The sequence below is a fragment of the Roseateles violae genome (assembly GCF_030410485.1).
GTDB lineage: Bacteria > Pseudomonadota > Gammaproteobacteria > Burkholderiales > Burkholderiaceae_C > Roseateles_D > Roseateles_D violae.
The window spans coordinates 251,966-267,146 of record NZ_JAUHHC010000001.1 but is presented as its reverse complement, the minus strand read 5'-3'; the positions used below and the strand labels follow the sequence as shown (position 1 = coordinate 267,146).

General features: G+C 69.4%; 16 protein-coding genes. 8 read left to right on the top strand and 8 right to left on the bottom strand.

The features are described 5' to 3' along the window. Together QWJ38_RS01150 and QWJ38_RS01145 are read left to right on the top strand one after the other, a co-directional pair. A complete protein-coding gene (locus QWJ38_RS01150) occupies window positions 1-537 on the top strand; it encodes a hypothetical protein (protein WP_290357200.1) in 537 nt (178 codons plus the stop codon). A 147-nt stretch (window positions 538-684) separates the two neighbouring features. Further along, the gene (locus tag QWJ38_RS01145) at window positions 685-1,974 is read left to right on the top strand and encodes a THUMP domain-containing class I SAM-dependent RNA methyltransferase (RefSeq protein WP_290357199.1); all 1,290 of its coding nucleotides are present in this window, start codon (window positions 685-687) and stop codon (window positions 1,972-1,974) included. On the opposite strand, the gene QWJ38_RS01140 is transcribed toward QWJ38_RS01145, so the two are convergent. The 7 genes from QWJ38_RS01140 to QWJ38_RS01110 all read right to left on the bottom strand — a co-directional run bounded on the left by QWJ38_RS01140 (window position 1,963) and on the right by QWJ38_RS01110 (window position 9,856). Then, complete coding sequence (locus tag QWJ38_RS01140) at window positions 1,963-2,691, bottom strand: 16S rRNA (uracil(1498)-N(3))-methyltransferase (RefSeq protein ID WP_290357198.1); 729 nt, start codon at window positions 2,689-2,691, stop codon at window positions 1,963-1,965. The genes QWJ38_RS01145 and QWJ38_RS01140 overlap by 12 nt on opposite strands. 32 nt (window positions 2,692-2,723) lie before the next feature. Further along, window positions 2,724-3,236, bottom strand: a complete 513-nt coding sequence (locus QWJ38_RS01135) for a hypothetical protein (RefSeq protein WP_290357197.1) — start codon at window positions 3,234-3,236, stop codon at window positions 2,724-2,726. A 72-nt stretch (window positions 3,237-3,308) separates the two neighbouring features. Further along, window positions 3,309-4,994, bottom strand: coding sequence for a long-chain-fatty-acid--CoA ligase (locus QWJ38_RS01130; protein WP_290357196.1), 1,686 nt, complete (start codon window positions 4,992-4,994; stop codon window positions 3,309-3,311). Between the two features lie 153 nt (window positions 4,995-5,147). Continuing rightward, on the bottom strand, window positions 5,148-6,836 hold the full coding sequence (locus tag QWJ38_RS01125) for a hypothetical protein (protein WP_290357195.1): 1,689 nt from the start codon (window positions 6,834-6,836) through the stop codon (window positions 5,148-5,150). Between the two features lie 160 nt (window positions 6,837-6,996). Next, the gene (locus QWJ38_RS01120) at window positions 6,997-8,421 is read right to left on the bottom strand and encodes an NAD(P)(+) transhydrogenase (Re/Si-specific) subunit beta (RefSeq protein WP_290357194.1); all 1,425 of its coding nucleotides are present in this window, start codon (window positions 8,419-8,421) and stop codon (window positions 6,997-6,999) included. Next, the gene (locus QWJ38_RS01115) at window positions 8,418-8,732 is read right to left on the bottom strand and encodes an NAD(P) transhydrogenase subunit alpha part 2 (protein WP_290357193.1); all 315 of its coding nucleotides are present in this window, start codon (window positions 8,730-8,732) and stop codon (window positions 8,418-8,420) included. The genes QWJ38_RS01120 and QWJ38_RS01115 overlap by 4 nt, the downstream gene beginning before the upstream one ends. Window positions 8,733-8,737: 5 nt before the next feature. Continuing rightward, complete coding sequence (locus tag QWJ38_RS01110) at window positions 8,738-9,856, bottom strand: Re/Si-specific NAD(P)(+) transhydrogenase subunit alpha (protein WP_290357192.1); 1,119 nt, start codon at window positions 9,854-9,856, stop codon at window positions 8,738-8,740. Window positions 9,857-9,949: 93 nt separating this feature from the next. On the opposite strand from QWJ38_RS01110, the gene QWJ38_RS01105 reads away from it, so the two are divergent. From QWJ38_RS01105 to QWJ38_RS01085, 5 genes are all read left to right on the top strand, one after another. After that, window positions 9,950-10,444, top strand: coding sequence for an NUDIX hydrolase (locus tag QWJ38_RS01105; protein WP_290357191.1), 495 nt, complete (start codon window positions 9,950-9,952; stop codon window positions 10,442-10,444). Between the two features lie 103 nt (window positions 10,445-10,547). Beyond that, window positions 10,548-10,937 (top strand): hypothetical protein, encoded by a 390-nt coding sequence (locus QWJ38_RS01100; protein WP_290357190.1) that lies wholly within the window; start codon window positions 10,548-10,550, stop codon window positions 10,935-10,937. Window positions 10,938-10,990: 53 nt separating this feature from the next. Continuing rightward, window positions 10,991-12,118: a tRNA 2-thiouridine(34) synthase MnmA gene (gene mnmA / locus QWJ38_RS01095; protein WP_290357189.1), complete on the top strand. Its 1,128-nt coding sequence runs from the start codon at window positions 10,991-10,993 to the stop codon at window positions 12,116-12,118. Window positions 12,119-12,182: 64 nt separating this feature from the next. Further along, window positions 12,183-13,436, top strand: coding sequence for a sensor histidine kinase (locus QWJ38_RS01090; protein ID WP_290357188.1), 1,254 nt, complete (start codon window positions 12,183-12,185; stop codon window positions 13,434-13,436). Then, on the top strand, window positions 13,433-14,101 hold the full coding sequence (locus tag QWJ38_RS01085; protein WP_290357187.1) for a response regulator: 669 nt from the start codon (window positions 13,433-13,435) through the stop codon (window positions 14,099-14,101). The genes QWJ38_RS01090 and QWJ38_RS01085 overlap by 4 nt, the downstream gene beginning before the upstream one ends. Window positions 14,102-14,110: 9 nt before the next feature. On the opposite strand, the gene QWJ38_RS01080 is transcribed toward QWJ38_RS01085, so the two are convergent. Next, the gene (locus QWJ38_RS01080; protein ID WP_290357186.1) at window positions 14,111-14,617 is read right to left on the bottom strand and encodes a CAP domain-containing protein; all 507 of its coding nucleotides are present in this window, start codon (window positions 14,615-14,617) and stop codon (window positions 14,111-14,113) included. 59 nt (window positions 14,618-14,676) lie between these two features. Between QWJ38_RS01080 and QWJ38_RS01075 the strand changes: the two genes are divergently transcribed. Next, window positions 14,677-15,120 (top strand): hypothetical protein, encoded by a 444-nt coding sequence (locus QWJ38_RS01075; RefSeq protein WP_290357185.1) that lies wholly within the window; start codon window positions 14,677-14,679, stop codon window positions 15,118-15,120. The last annotated feature ends 61 nt before the right edge of the window (window positions 15,121-15,181 follow it).

Here is a 15,181-nt window from a genome sequence, read left to right as displayed (position 1 = left end):
ATGAAGAAGAAGGCAATCTCCGTTCTGGCTGTCTCCGCGCTGGCAGCGGCCCCGGCCCTGGCCCAGGACGGCGGCGCGCTGCAGCGCTGCCGCGCGATCGCCGAGGCGCCCGCGCGCCTGGCCTGCTATGACGCGATTCCGCTGGCGGCGCCGGCTGCCCCGGCCGCCGCCGTCGCGCCTGCCGTCCCGGCCGCCGTGGTGGCGGCGCCGGTGGCTGCGGCCGCGGCCCCCGCGGTACCCGCGCCGGTCGTGGCCGCCGCCGCGCCGGCGGCCAGCAGCCAGTTCGGCCTCGACCGCCGCAATCCGGCGGCCGAGTCGCAGCAGGTCGAAAGCCAGATCGTCGGCACCTTCGAAGGCTGGGACGCGCGCAGCCTGATCAAGCTGGCCAATGGCCAGGTCTGGCAGATCGACGACGGCACGAGCGCCTCGTATGCGCTGCAAAGCCCCAAGGTCAAGATCAGCCGCACGATGCTGGGCGCCTACTACCTCGAGATCGAGGGCGCGAAGCGGATGCCGCGGGTGCGCCGGGTGCAGTAGGCCCCTCGCCCAGGAGTACCTGGTCGGTCCCCCGAGGGGACGCCGATGATCGCGGGGATGCCCCGCGATCACATCGGCCGAGGCCCCCTTGGGGCGGCCCGGCGGACGCCTCGGGTCCGGGGGGCGGCGGGATGGGACAATCGCCCGATGCCCAGCCCCTTCGACAAAGAAACCCTCCATCTGTTCCTGTCCTGCCCCAGCGGCGTCGAGCCCTGGCTGGAGCAGGAGGTGCGCGCCATCCTGCCCAAGGCGCATGTCGAGGCGCTGCGCGGCGGCGTCGCGGTCAAGAGCAATGCCGAGGGCGTGATGCGGCTCAATCTGGAGAGCCGGCTGGCGCAGCGCGTGCTGATCGAGCTGATCGACGGGCCCTACCGCCACGAGGACGATCTCTATGCGCTGACGCGCAAGATCGACTGGACGCAGTGGATCACGCCCGAGCACACGATACGGATCGACATCACGGCCCAGCGCTCGCCGCTGAAGAGCCTCAACTTCACGACCTTGCGCGTCAAGGACGCGATCTGCGACAGCCTGCGCGACGCGACCGGCGCGCGGCCCAGCGTCGACACGCGCCTGCCCGATCTGCCGGTGGTCATGCATGTCGGCCCCGAGTTCGCGACGATCTACATCGACAGCTCGGGCGAGCCGCTGTTCAAGCGCGGCTGGCGCGAGGACAAGGGCGATGCGCCGCTGAAGGAAACCTTGGCCGCCGCAATGCTGGCCGCCGCCGGCTGGAAGGGCACGCCCGAGAGCGGCGGCGCCTTGCACGACCCCTGCTGCGGCTCCGGCACCATCGCCGTCGAGGCGGCGCAGATCGCCTGCGGCATGGCCGCCGGCCAGCAGCGCCGCTTCGCCTTCGAGCGCCAGCTGCCGTTTGCGCCGCTGCGATCGCGCTGGCAGCAGATCAAGGCCGAGGCCAAGGCGCGCGAGCATGCGCCGGCCGTGCCGATCTTCTGCAGCGACGTGTCCTTCCGCATGGTCGACTTCGCGCGCCGCAACGCCACCCGCGCCGGCGTCGCCCAATACATCCAGTTCAACGGCGGCGATGCGCTGGAGCGGCCGGCGCCGTCCCTGCCCGAGGGCATGCCGGGCACCCTGATGCTGAACCCGCCCTATGGCGAGCGCATCGAGGTGCGCGGCAAGGCCGGCAACCCGCAATTCATGAGCCGCGATGCCGGCGGCTCCGAGGCGCGCGATGCCGGCGACGATTTCTTCCCGCGCCTGGCCGCGCATTGGAAGCGTGCCTACACGCAGAACCCGGCCGGCTGGACCGCCTGGCTCTTGTGCCCGGACATGAAGCTGCCGAGCAAGATGCGGCTCAAGGAGGCGCGCAAGATCCCGATGTGGAACGGGCCGATCGAATGCCGGATGTTCAAGTTCGAGCTGGTCGCCGGCTCGGCGCGGCGCGAAAAGACCGCTGCGCCCTCAGCCGACTGAGGACAGTGCCAGCCAGCCGAGCACGGCCAGCGGCGCGGTGTCGGCGCGCAGGATGCGCGGCCCCAGATTCATCGCCATGAAGCCCTGGGCGCGCGCCGCGTCTTCCTCGGCGGCGCTGAGACCGCCCTCCGGGCCGCTGAGCACCAGCGTCTGCGGCGCTGCGGTCTGGGCGCTCAAGGGCTCGGCCGCCATCGGGCTCAGCAGCCAGCGGCGCTGACCCTCGGGCCGCTCGCCCAGGCCGGACAGCCAGGCGGCCAAGCTCTGCACCGCTGCGATCCGCGGCACGACGCTGCGGCCGCTCTGCTCGCAGGCGGCGACGGCCACGCCCTGCCAATGGGCGACCTTCTTCTCGGCCCGCTCGCCGGCCAGGCGCAGCACCGAGCGCTCGGCGACCAGCGGCTGGATTGCCGCTGCGCCCAGCTCGGTGGCCTTCTCGACGATGCCGTCCATGCGGTCATTGGCCGGCATCACGACGGCCAGGGTCACCGCCTGGGCCAGCTCCCGCCGCGCCGGCTGGCGCTGCAGCAGCTGCACGCGCACCTCGCTGCGGCCCATGGCCAGCACCTCGGCCTGCCATTCGTCGCCCGTGCCGTCAAACAGCGTGATGGGAGCGCCGGGCTGCAGGCGCAGCACCTGCACATGGCGGGCGGACGAGGGCGGGAGGCTCAGCTCGCCGGGCTCGGCGAGCGGGGTATCGACATAGAAACGCGCGGGCATGGCCGCAAGTGTGCCATCGGCCAGCGCCGCGCTCAGGCCGTGCTCATGCCCATCGCGCGCCGCACCTGGCTGGCCAGTTCCTCGCCCTGCGATTCGCGCACCATGTCGACGAAGCGCAAGGCATAGGCCTGCAGCTCGGGCAGGCCGCTGCAGCGCTCGACATCGAGCACGACGCGGTAGCCGCGCATCAGACCCAGGTACTGCTTGGCATGGCGGGTCAGGTAGTCGTAGAGCTGCTCGTAGGCCAGCTGCGGCAGCGCGCTGCCGTCCAGCGCCGTCGCGGCGGCTGCCGTGGGTGCCGCGGCCGTGGGGGCGGCAGCGGGCGCCGCCTCGGCCGCGCCCGCCTGCGCCGTCAGCAGGCCCAGTTCCAGCAGCTGTTCGAAGTCGGCCGCCGTGGCGCCCTGTACCAGGGCGACCCATTGCTGCGCCGTCTTGCTGGCGTCCAGCACCAGCAGCAGATTGCGGGCGATGCGCGAGCTCACCAGCGCGCGCGACTTGATCTCGGCCCGGCCGGCCTCGGTCTTCAGATATCGTTGTTCAAGCACGCTCAGGTCTCCAGTGCTTGAAATTTAAGCACCGCCGGCACCCTCACGCGCGTCGCGCCGCTGGTAACTTTCTTAAGTTTTGTCGCGTAGTTCACGCCGCAGGATCTTGCCGACCGGGGTCTTGGGCAGCTCGGTGCGGAACTCGACGATCTTCGGCCGCTTGTAGCCGGTCAGATTGGCCTCGCAATAGGCGCGCACATCGGCCTCGCTGATATTGCCCAGCGCGCCCGGCTTCTTGACGATGACGACCTTGACCGCCTCGCCGGACTTGGAATCGGGCACGCCGACCGCGGCCGCCTCCAGCACGCCGTCCATCAAGGTCAGCACATCCTCGACCTCGTTCGGATAGACGTTGAAGCCGCTGACCAGGATCATGTCCTTCTTGCGGTCGACGATTTTGAAGTAGCCGCGCTCGTCGACGATGCCGACGTCGCCGGTGCGGAAATAGCCGTCGGCCGTCATCACCTTGGCCGTCTCGTCCGGGCGCTGCCAATAGCCGGCCATCACCTGCGGGCCGCGGATCGCGATCTCGCCAGTGGCGCCCGGCGCGACGACCTCGCGGCCCTCGTCGTCGAGCAGGCAGAGCTCGGTGCTGGACAGCGGCATGCCGATCGTCCCGGTGTAGGTCGTGCTGTCGGTCGGGTTGCAGCTGGCCACCGGCGAGGTCTCGGACAGGCCGTAGCCCTCGACGATGGGGCAGCCGGTCTTGTCCAGCCAGAGCTTGGCGGTCGCCTGCTGCACGGCCATGCCGCCGCCCACCGAGATCACCAGATGGCTCCAGTCCACGGTGTCGAAGTCGGCATGGTTGGCCATGGCCAGGAACAGGGTGTTGACGGCCGGCAGGCTGTGGATGCGGTGCTTGGACAGCTCCTTGAACAGGGCCGGCAGATCGCGCGGATTGGGGATCAAGACATTGCAGCCGCCCAGGTGCATGGACAGCATCATGTTCGTCGTGAAGCCGAAGATGTGATACAGCGGCAGCGCGCAGACGCTCATCAAGGGCTCGTCGGCCGGCACCTTCTTGAGCGCCGGCTGGTACCAGGCCTCGGCCTGCAAGGTGTTGGCGACCAGATTGCGGTGCAGCAGCACGGCGCCCTTGGAGATGCCGGTCGTGCCGCCGGTGTACTGCAGCACGGCGATGTCGCTGGGCCCCAGCTTGGGCGCCTTGTAGCTCTGCGCGCGGCCGCGCGCGACCGCATCGGCGTAGCGCACCGCGCCGGGCAGCTCGAAGGGCGGCACCAGCTTCTTCACCTTGCGCACGACGTAGTTGACGATCAGGCCCTTGGGGAAGCCCAGCAACTCGCCCATCGAGGCCAGGATCACATGCTTGGTCGGCACATTGGCCATCGCCTGCTGCAGGGTGGCGGCGAAGTTCTCCAGGATCACGATCGCCTTGGCGCCGGAGTCCTTCAGCTGGTGCTCGAGCTCGCGCGGCGTGTAGAGCGGATTGACGTTGACGACGACGAAGCCGGCGCGCAGCACCGCGGCGACGGCGATCGGGTACTGCATCACATTGGGCATCATGATGGCGACGCGGTCGCCCTTCTCGAGGCCCAGGCCCTGCAGATAGGCGGCCAGCGCCTTCGAGGCCTCGTCGATCTGCGCGAACGTGATCTGCCGGCCCATCATCTTGTAGGCCGCGCGTTGCGGAAACTTTCTGAACGCCGTCTCCATCAGGTCGACCAGGGTCGGATAGAGGTTGGCGTCGATCTCGGCTGGCACCCCCTCCGGGTAATTCTTGAGCCAGGTTTTCTGCATTACTTGTCTCCGTTCAATCCCCGAATTCTGACCGATAGCTGACAAGGCACTCATCAGGGGATTCGATAGCGGTGCGTAGAGAGCGTTCTCGGTGCGATGGGCAACCAAAAAACGGGGCCGCGCAAGCGCGGCCCCGCTTGTCGGCGCCCTGTTTCAGGGCGCGTTGACGGAGAAGCCGAGCCGGCTGGTCGCGGCGGTGCTGGCGCCGATGGTCGTGTTGAGCGTGATGCCCATGCCCTGCAGCGGCAGCACGAAGACGCCCAGGCAGTTCACCGGCGCGCCCTTCAGCGTGCAATCGCCCTGCGCCCGCGTGCGCCAGCCCTCACGCGGGCTGTTGATGCTGAAGCTGTCGACGCGATCGAGCGCGGCACCCTCGGCGGCGGTGAAGATGCGCGCATAGCGCTGGTTCGCGGCATCGACCGAGACGATGCGCTGCGCCTGCAGGGCCGGCGCGCTCAGCGCCAGCTTGCCCGTCATCGAGAAGTCCCAGAAGCTGTTGCTGGCGTCCACGGTCGGCAGCGCCGTCGCCTTCTTCGGCGTGCCGACGTTGAAGGCCTTGCCGTCGCTGGACAGCGAGACCAGCATCTTGCTGCCGCTCTCGGTCTTGAACAGATAGACGCGGTCGGTGACCTCGCCGCCCTCGACGACGTCGAAACCGCCCGCGGCATTGGCCCGTATCGTCGGGAAGGGGCCACTGCCCGGCGTGCAGGCGCCGCTGCCCGGGCATTCGGCAAAGGCGGTGATCTGGCCGCTGGCGTCGACCGTGACTTCGGTGGGCATGCTCAGCTTGCCGCTGCCGTCGTCCAGCGCTTCGGTGCGGATCAGGTTCCAGGTGCCGGCCAGTTCCGACAGCGGCAGCGTCTGCTCGGGCAGACCGAAGGTGATGGGCACACCGCCCTTGTGGAAGCCCATGATCACGCCGGCCGAGGACACCATCAGCTGGACGCTGCCCTCGTCATCGCTGATGCTGAAGCTGCAGGCATGGGCCGGATCCGCGGCGAGCGTGCCGGTCGAGCCGTCGAAGACGCTCACGCCCAGCGTCTGCGCGTTCAGGCTCAGCACATGGGCGCGCCAGGGCGGATCCTGCTCGAAGGGGCTGATCATGCGGAACTTGCCGCTGCGCAGGCTGGCGCAGCTGCTGGCCACCGGCTGCACCAGGCGCTTGACCGCATCGCCGGCGCCGGGATCGGTGGCAACGGCGCTCGTCAGCTCGGCCAGGCTGGTGTGCGCGGCCGTCAGCGCGGCGTTAAGCGCGTCGATCTTCTGGTCCAGCGCATTGCCGACCGCCAGCGGATCGGCGATCGGATTGGCGCCGCCGAGATCGACGACGCCGGCCAGCAGCGTGGCGAGACCGTTGACGGCCTGGGTGACCGTGGCGGTGCTCAGCGTCGTCGTCGCGCCGAAGCCCGTGTAGTAAGCGTCCGGCGCAGCGCCGGCCACGCTGGCCACCAGCAGCTCGGTCAGCGGGCTGATGTTGACCGTGTAGCTGGCCGTCGCGGCGCCGCTGCCGGCCTGCAGCGAGTGGTAGCTGGTCTTGCCGTCCGCGCTGACGGCGCGCACGACGCAGGGCAGGCTGGCGTCGGTGAGGGCGGCGCTGTAGCTGCCGTCGCTGCCGGCGCTGAGGCTCGCCGTGCCGCTGGCGCACTTGATGCCGATGGCGGCGCCGGCCATCGCGGCGCCCTGGGCGGCGGTGCCGGCCAGGGTCAGGGTCGTGCTGGCGGGCGTGGCGGCGGGCGGATCGCCGGCCTCGCCGCTGCCGCCCCCGCAGGCGACCAGGGCCAGGCCGGAGAACAGGCTCAGACAGGCGGACGCGACCGCCGTCGTGGAGGGGATCTTCAACATGGTGAGACTCCAATCCGAGGCGACTCATGGCTGGATAAGCCGAGTCACCGCGGCGCCTCACCCTCGGACCGGCCTGCGCCGGTCAGGCTCGTTCCGCCGACGCCTTGCCGAGTCTGTGGATTCCGCCGAAACGGAGAACCGCAGTTTTGTGGAGTCCCGCCTACTCCACCGCCTTCAGCATGTCCTCGACGACCTTCTTCGCGTCGCCGAACACCATCATGGTCTTGTCCATATAGAAGAGCTCGTTGTCGAGGCCGGCATAGCCCGCCGCCATCGAGCGCTTGTTGACGATGATGGTCTTGGCCTTGTAGGCCTCGAGGATGGGCATGCCGTAGATGGCGCTGCCCTTCACATGCGCGGCCGGGTTCACGACGTCGTTGGCGCCCAGGATGATGGCCACGTCGGCCTGGCCGAACTCGGCATTGATGTCCTCCATCTCGAAGACCTGGTCGTAGGGCACCTCGGCCTCGGCCAGCAGCACGTTCATATGGCCGGGCATGCGGCCGGCCACCGGGTGGATCGCGTACTTGACCGTCACGCCCTTCTCGATCAGCTTGGCCGCCAGCTCCTTGACCGCATGCTGGGCGCGCGCCACCGCCAGGCCGTAGCCGGGCACGATGATCACGCTCTCGGCATTGCCCATCACGAAGGCGGCGTCGTCGGCGCTGCCGCTCTTGACATTGCGTTGCGCACCGCCGCCGGCGGCGGCCGCCGTGGTATCCCCCCCGAAACCGCCGAGGATCACGTTGAAGAACGAGCGGTTCATCGCCTTGCACATGATGTACGAGAGGATGGCGCCCGAACTGCCGACCAGGGAGCCGGCGATGATCAGCATCGAGTTGTTCAGCGAGAAGCCGATGCCGGCCGCGGCCCAGCCCGAGTAGCTGTTCAGCATCGACACGACGACCGGCATGTCGGCGCCGCCGATCGGGATGATCAGCAGCACGCCGAGCAGAAAGCCCAGCGCCAGCACCAGGCCGAAATCCATCCACGAGGCCGAGTGCCAGAAGCCGAAGCAGAAGAACACCGCCGCCAGGCCGAGCGCCAGGTTCAGCTTGTGCTGGCCGGCGAAGGTCACCGGCGCGCCCTGGAACAGGCGGAACTTGTACTTGCCGCTGAGCTTGCCGAAGGCGATCACCGAGCCGCTGAAGGTGATCGCGCCGATGAAGGCGCCCAGGGCCAGCTCGATCCGGTTGCCGCCGGGAATGGTCTCGCGCGAGGCCGAGATGCCGAAGGCCTGCGGCTCCAGCACCGCCGTCGCGGCGATGAAGACCGCCGCCAGGCCGATCATGCTGTGCATGAAGGCGACCAGCTCCGGCATCTTGGTCATCTCGACCTTGTTGGCCATATAGGCACCGATGCCGCCGCCGATCACCAGGCCGGCCAGCACATAGCTGAGGCCGAAGCTGTGGCCACCGGCCAGCTTGACGATCAGCGCCGCCGTCGTGACGGTGGCGATCAGCATGCCGGCCATGCCGAACAGATTGCCGCGGATCGAGGTGGTCGGATGCGACAGGCCCTTCAGGGCCTGGATGAAGAAGACGCTGGCGATCAGGTAGAGCAGCGTGACGAGGTTCATGCTCATTTCTTCACCTCGCTCGTCTTCTTTTCCTTCTTCTTGAACATCTCCAGCATCCGCCTCGTCACGAGAAAGCCGCCGAACACATTGACGGCGGCCAGGGCCACGGCCAAGGTGCCCATGAACTTGCCGGCATCGGTCTCGGTCAGCGCCGCGGCCAGCATCGCGCCGACGATGACGATGGCCGAGATCGCGTTGGTGACGGCCATCAGCGGCGTGTGCAGGGCCGGCGTGACGGTCCAGACGACGTGGTAGCCGACATAGATGGCCAGCACGAAGATGATCAGATTGGTGATGGTTGGGCTTACCAGTTCCATTGCATTCAGCTCCCGCGCTTCACTTCATTGCCCTGCGTCATCAGGCAGGCCGCGACGATGTCGTCGTCCATCGGCACGTTGAACGCGCCTTCCTTGGTGATGACGAGCTTGAGGAAGTCCAGCACATTGCGCGCATAGAGCGCCGAGGCGTCCGCCGCCACCAGGGCCGGCAGATTGGTCTCGCCGACGATGGTCACGCCATGCTTCATCACCGTCTTGCCGGCCTCGGTCAGCGGGCAGTTGCCGCCATTGGGTGCCGCCAGGTCGACGATCACCGAACCCGGCTTCATCGCCCTGACCATGTCCTCGCTCACCAGCACCGGCGCGGCGCGGCCGGGGATCAGCGCGGTCGTGATGACGACATCGGCCTGGGCCACCCGCTTGGCGACCTCGATCTTCTGCCGGTCCAGCCAGCTCTGCGGCATCGGTCGCGCATAGCCGCCCACACCCTCGGCCGCTTCCTTCTCCTCGGCCGTCTCGTAGGGCACGTCGATGAATTTGGCGCCCAGCGACTCGACCTGTTCCTTCACCGAGGGCCGCACGTCGGAGGCCTCGATGACGGCGCCCAGGCGCTTGGCCGTGGCGATCGCCTGCAGGCCGGCCACGCCGACGCCGAGGATGACGACGCGCGCCGCCTTGACGGTGCCGGCGGCGGTCATCAGCATCGGGAAGAAGCGCTGGTAGCGGTCGGCCGCGATCATCACCGCCTTGTAGCCGGCGATATTGGCCTGCGAGGACAGCACGTCCATGCTCTGCGCGCGGGTCGTGCGCGGCGCCGCCTCCAGCGCGAAGCTGGTCAGGCCGGCGCCGGCCAGGGCTTCCAGGCCGGCGCGGTCGAAGGGGTTCAGCATGCCGACCAGGGCCGTGCCGGGCTTGACCAGCGTCAGCTCCTCGGCGCTGGGGCTCTTGACCTTCAAGAGCAGCTCGGCCGCGAAGGCCGAGGCGCGGTCGACGATCTCGGCGCCGGCTGCGGCATAGGCCTCGTCGGTGGCGCTGGCGGCGAGGCCGGCGCCGCTCTCGACGCGCAGCTGATGGCCCTGGGCCTTCAGCTTCTTGACCGTCTCCGGTGTCGCGGCGACACGCGTTTCTCCGGCCGCGCTTTCGCGCGGGACTCCTATCAGCATGAACAGTCCCTCCTGATGGATTGGCGAGCTTGCGAGGAGCTTACACAATAGAAATGACGCCCGACACCCGGGCAAGCGCGAAAGAGACAGTTGATGAATGACGAACGTTGGCGCCCGAATGTCACCGTCGCGGCCGTGATCGAGGAGGGCGGCCGCTACCTGCTGGTCGAGGAGGAAACGGCAGAAGGCCTGATGTTGAACAACCCGGCCGGCCATCTGGACCCGGGTGAATCGCCGTTGGAGGCGGTCGTGCGCGAGGCGCTGGAGGAGACCGCGCGGGCTTTCGTGCCCGAGGCCCTGCTGGGTCTCTATATGGCGCGCTTCGTGAGGCCCGTGCGCGGCGAGGATGTCACCTATCTGCGCCTGGCCTTCTGCGGCCGGGTCGGCGAGGCGATCGCCGGTCGCGCGCTCGACCGCGGCATCCATCGCACGCTGTGGATGGACATCGAGGACCTGCGCGCCAGCCAGGCGCGGCACCGCAGCCCGCTGCTGCTGCGCTGCATCGAGGATCACCGCGCCGGCCGCCGCCTGCCGCTGGACGCGGTGTCCGTCGACCCCTCGCTGTACGCGCCGCTGGTGAAGGGTTGATCAGAGGGGTTTGGCCGGCCGCCGCCGCGGTCCGCAGGATTGCCGGCGAGGCCTGCTCAGGAGTAAGGTGCGCCGGCCTTTCCATTTTCAGCGGGGGTGATGTATGAGCCTCAAGGATTTCGCTTCGAAGGTGGCGACGCAGGCCGCCTCGGCCGGCGAACTGGCCGGCGATCAGCTGAACACCTGGATGAACGACTACAAGAAGGCGACGGCGACCTTGCAGACGCTGGGCTTCGAGGTCGGCCGCTTCACCATCGGCATGGGCGTGCTGCCCGAGATCCACACCACGCTGGCCGGCAAGGTCGCCGCGATCGAGAAGGAGCGGGTCGAGCAGCTGATGCAGCAGCATCAGGATCACTCGTCGACGGTCACCCTGCGGAAGGGGCTGTTGCTGGCCAAGCGGGTGTCCGACCATCTGGACGGCAGGCTCGAGAGCGTCACCCTGCATATCAAGCTGGGCATTCCGCCCGGCGTCAATGTCGAGCTGCACTAGGCGTCTGCCGTAGCCGCGGGCCGATTGCCCCCGCGGCGGCGGCGTGCCGGGGCTTGCGGGACAATTGGGGCATGAGCTCCAAGCAACGCATCGTCGTCGGCCTGTCCGGCGGCGTCGATTCCGCCGTCACCGCCCATCTGCTGAAGAAGCAGGGCCATGAGGTGGTCGGCATCTTCATGAAGAACTGGGAAGACGACGACGACAGCGAGTACTGCTCGTCCAATGTCGACTTCGTGGACGCGGCCGCCGTCGCCGACGTGATCGGCATCGAGATCGAGCATGTCAATTTCGCGGCCGACTACAAGGACCGCGTGTTCGCCGCCTTTCTGCGCGAGTACCAGGCCGGCCGCACGCCGAACCCGGACGTGCTGTGCAATGCCGAGATCAAGTTCAAGGCCTTTCTGGACCATGCGATGCGCCTGGGCGCCGAGAAGATCGCCACCGGCCATTACGCCCGCGTGCGCGAACTGCCCTCGGGCGAGGTGCAGCTGCTCAAGGGCCTGGACGCGAGCAAGGACCAGAGCTACTTCCTGCACCGGCTGAACCAGGCGCAGCTGGCCAAGACCTTGTTCCCGGTCGGAGAGCTGCACAAGACCGAGGTGCGCCGCATTGCCGAGGAGATCGGCCTGCCGAATGCGAAGAAAAAGGATTCGACCGGCATCTGCTTCATCGGCGAGCGACCGTTCCGCGAATTCCTGAACCGCTATCTGGCGCACCAGCCGGGCGCGATCAAGGACGAGCGCGGCCGCAAGCTCGGCGAGCATGTCGGCCTGTCCTTCTACACCCTGGGCCAGCGCCAGGGCCTGGGCATCGGCGGCGTGAAGGACAAGGGCAGCCCGCGCGGCGGCGGCGAGCACCGGCCCTGGTTCGTCGCCCGCAAGGACCTGGACAGCAACACCCTGATCGTCGTGCAGGGCCACGAGCATCCGCTGCTGCAAAGCCATGCGCTGGTCGCCGACGACCTGAGCTGGACCTCCGGCGCGATGCCGGATTTCGGCGGCTATGGCGCCAAGACGCGCTACCGCCAGGCCGACGCCGCCTGCGTGCTGGAACCCGCAGCCGACACGATCGCGCTGCGCTTCCCGCAGCCGCAATGGGCGGTCACGCCGGGGCAGAGCGCGGTGCTCTACAGCGGCGAGGTCTGCCTGGGCGGTGGCGTGATCGCCGAGGCCAGCCCATGACCAGCGGCACGGGGCAAGACCTGGCCCGTGTGGCACGCTTACCGGCTTTGCCTTTACCTACCCCTTGAACAGCAACCGCCTCGACCGCCTGCTGAACCGCGTCGCCCAGCCCGGCGTCGTGCTGCGCGCGGCGGCGCTGGCGATCTGCCTGCTCGAGCTGGCCGCCGCGGTGGCGGCGCTGCTGGGCTTTCGCACCGATGCCTACGACGGCGCGGTGCCCATCCTCTACCGCCAGTTCGGCGGCGCCAGCAACGATCCGCTGCTGTTGCTGACCTGCCTGGCCCTGCTGCTGCTGTTCGGCTGGAGCTACTGGCGGCTGGCGCGCGACGGCCAGGCCGACCAGCCGCCGCCGCATGCGCTGGCGCGCGTGCTGCTGGTCGATCTGCTGGCGATCTGCGTGACGCCGGGCCTGCCCTTTCTGGTCACCGCGCTGGCGGCCGTGCTGCTGCAGGTGCGCACCGCCTTCCTGTTCGCGCTGGCCCAGGTGGCGCTCAATCTGCTGCTCTATGCCTTGCTGCCCGCGGCCAGCGGCAGCGTCAGCGACGTGCCCGCCTGGTTCGACGGCCTGGGCCTCTTGATGGCGATGCTGGCCCTGCACGGCATGGCCTTCGGCCTCGGCCGCATGGCCGCCGCCGAGGCCGAGAAGCGGCGCTGGCTGCAGGCAATGCTGGCCGAGCGCCTGTCGGCCGAGCAGCTGCAGGCCGAGCAGCTGCGCTATCACGAGCGCACCTTGATGGCGCGCGAGCTGCACGATCTGGTCGGCCACCACCTGACCGCGCTGAATCTGCAGCTGCAGCTCGGCTCGGCGCTCTTGCAGCGCAAGGACGAGGAGAGCGCCGCCGGCGCGGCGCAGGCCGTCGAGCGCGCGCGCGACGGCGCCGCGCGGCTGCTGGCCGATGTGCGCGAGGCGGTGTCGCAGCAGCGCGGCTCGCGCCGTATCGATCTGAGCCGGGCGCTCGAGGCGCTGGCCGAGGGCATTGCCAGCACCCGCATCGAGCTCGATATCGCGGCCGATGCGCGCGATCTGAGCCCGCGCGTCGCCCATGCGCTCCTGCGCTGCGTGCAGGAGGCGGTGACCAACAGCGTGCGCCATGCGCGCGCGGCGCGCGTCGCGATCCGCCTGGCCGTCAGCGGCGATGCGCACAGCGGCGAGGTCTGTGTCAGCATCGACGACGATGGCGCCGGCGCGGCCCATTACCGCGCCGGCAACGGCCTGCGCGGCATGGCCGAGCGCATGACCGAGCTGGGTGGCAGCATGCAGGTGCTGAGGCAAACTCCGGGTTTCCGAATCGAACTGCGTTGTCCGAGGACGGCATGAAGAGCAACACGATGATGACCATCAAGCTGCTGCTGGTCGAGGACCAGCAACTGGTGCGCGAAGGCCTCAAGGGCCTGCTGGCGCTGCACGAGGAGATCCGCATCGTCGGCGAGGCCAGCGATGGCGCCGAGGCGCTGGAGCTGCTGGCCGCGCTGCCGCCCGAGGCGATGCCGGATCTCGTGCTGTCCGATATGCGCATGCCGCGCATGGACGGCCTGGGCCTGATCCGCGCTCTGGCCGCGCGGGCGCTGCCGATCCCGGTCGTGCTGCTGACGACCTTCGACGACGCCGCCGCCTTCGACGAGGCGGTGCGCGCCGGTGCTCGCGGCTTCCTGCTGAAGGCGATCAGCCCCGACACCTTGCGGCAGGCCCTGCAGGACGTGGCCGCCGGCGGCACCGCGCTGCGCCCCTCGCTGACCACGCGGATGGAAGAGCGCCACGGCGAGCGCGCCTTCACCGCCGCCGACCAGCCCGATCCGCTGTCGCCCAAGGAGCTGCAGGTGCTGCGCCTGGTGGCCAGCGGGCGCAGCAACACCGAGATCGCCGCGCTGCTGGGCAATAGCGAGGGCGTGATCAAGAACCACTGCTCGGCGATCTTCTCCAAGATGGGCGTGCGCGACCGCACACAGGCGGTGCTCAGGGCGATCGATCTGGGCTGGATCTGAGCGCCCGGCTCATCGCTCGACGGCCGGGCGCCCGAGCTGCATGACCCAGTAGCGGCCGTAGCGATCCTCGGGCGCGGCGCCGATCGCGCAGGCCAGGCCCACGTCGCGGAACTCGGCCAGCATCAGGTTCTCGCAATGCCCGGGGCTGCTCAGCCATTGCTGCAGCACCTCGTTCAGCGTCTCGGCGCCGGCCGCCAGGTTCTCGCCGGCCAGCCGCATCGCATAGCCGCTGGCCTGCATGCGCTCGCGCATGCCGTGCAGTTGCTCGCCCTCGTGGGTCAGCAGACCGCGACGCGCTAGCTCCTGCGCGAAGCGCCGGGACGAGTCGGCCAGCGGGCCGCTCCAGCGCAGCGCGGCTGCGGCCGGCATGGCTTGCGCGCCGCAGGCGCGCGGCTCGGCACGCAGGGCATTGATCGCGCGCAGCGCCTGCTCGGCATCCGGCTGGCAGGGCTGCGGCCCGGCCAGCACCGTCGCGGCGCCGGCGCCGGCCAGCAGCGAGAGCAGGAACTTCCACATCGGCCCGATGCTAGCAAGAGGCGCACAATGAGCGGGAGCCGCCGACGAGGAGCGTCATGATGAATGAGAGCATCGCCGCAAGCCGGCGTGGAAAGAAGCGCTGGCTGACCTGCCTGGGCCTGCTGGCCCTCGGCGGCCTCGCGCTGGCCAGCGACGCCCCGCGCGGCGGGCCGGCCTCCGGCCCGGCGAGCCTCCTGCCGCAGATCAAGGCCCTGGTCGGCGATGCCGCCTGCGACGCGCCCGATCAATGCCGCACGATCGCCATCGGTGCCAAGTCTTGCGGTGGACCGAGCGCCTACCTGGCCTGGTCGGTGAAGCGCACGGACGAAGCGGCGCTGAAGGCCCTGGTGGCCAAGCAGGCCGCCGCCCAGCAGCTGGAAGACGCGCGCAGCGGCGCGGCCTCCGACTGTGCGCTGGTGACCGACCCCGGTGCGCGCTGCCAGGCCGGCCGCTGTGTGCTGCTGCCTCGCCCGGCGGGCGGCGGCGGCGAGTCGGCTCGCTAGCAGGCAAAAAAAAACGGGCCCCGCGGGGCCCGTTTGCCTGCGACCCGCGAGGGGCCGCTGC

What these genes read in the sequence shown, in the direction of transcription:
- QWJ38_RS01150 (WP_290357200.1), top strand. Translation starts at nt 1, where the DNA reads ATGAAGAAGAAGGCAATCTCCGTTCTGGCTGTCTCCGCGCTGGCAGCG.
- QWJ38_RS01145 (WP_290357199.1), top strand. Translation starts at nt 685, where the DNA reads ATGCCCAGCCCCTTCGACAAAGAAACCCTCCATCTGTTCCTGTCCTGC.
- QWJ38_RS01140 (WP_290357198.1), bottom strand. Translation starts at nt 2,691, where the DNA reads ATGCCCGCGCGTTTCTATGTCGATACCCCGCTCGCCGAGCCCGGCGAG.
- QWJ38_RS01130 (WP_290357196.1), bottom strand. Translation starts at nt 4,994, where the DNA reads ATGCAGAAAACCTGGCTCAAGAATTACCCGGAGGGGGTGCCAGCCGAG.
- QWJ38_RS01125 (WP_290357195.1), bottom strand. Translation starts at nt 6,836, where the DNA reads ATGTTGAAGATCCCCTCCACGACGGCGGTCGCGTCCGCCTGTCTGAGC.
- QWJ38_RS01120 (WP_290357194.1), bottom strand. Translation starts at nt 8,421, where the DNA reads ATGAGCATGAACCTCGTCACGCTGCTCTACCTGATCGCCAGCGTCTTC.
- QWJ38_RS01115 (WP_290357193.1), bottom strand. Translation starts at nt 8,732, where the DNA reads ATGGAACTGGTAAGCCCAACCATCACCAATCTGATCATCTTCGTGCTG.
- QWJ38_RS01110 (WP_290357192.1), bottom strand. Translation starts at nt 9,856, where the DNA reads ATGCTGATAGGAGTCCCGCGCGAAAGCGCGGCCGGAGAAACGCGTGTC.
- QWJ38_RS01105 (WP_290357191.1), top strand. Translation starts at nt 9,950, where the DNA reads ATGAATGACGAACGTTGGCGCCCGAATGTCACCGTCGCGGCCGTGATC.
- QWJ38_RS01100 (WP_290357190.1), top strand. Translation starts at nt 10,548, where the DNA reads ATGAGCCTCAAGGATTTCGCTTCGAAGGTGGCGACGCAGGCCGCCTCG.
- QWJ38_RS01085 (WP_290357187.1), top strand. Translation starts at nt 13,433, where the DNA reads ATGAAGAGCAACACGATGATGACCATCAAGCTGCTGCTGGTCGAGGAC.
- QWJ38_RS01080 (WP_290357186.1), bottom strand. Translation starts at nt 14,617, where the DNA reads ATGTGGAAGTTCCTGCTCTCGCTGCTGGCCGGCGCCGGCGCCGCGACG.
- QWJ38_RS01075 (WP_290357185.1), top strand. Translation starts at nt 14,677, where the DNA reads ATGAATGAGAGCATCGCCGCAAGCCGGCGTGGAAAGAAGCGCTGGCTG.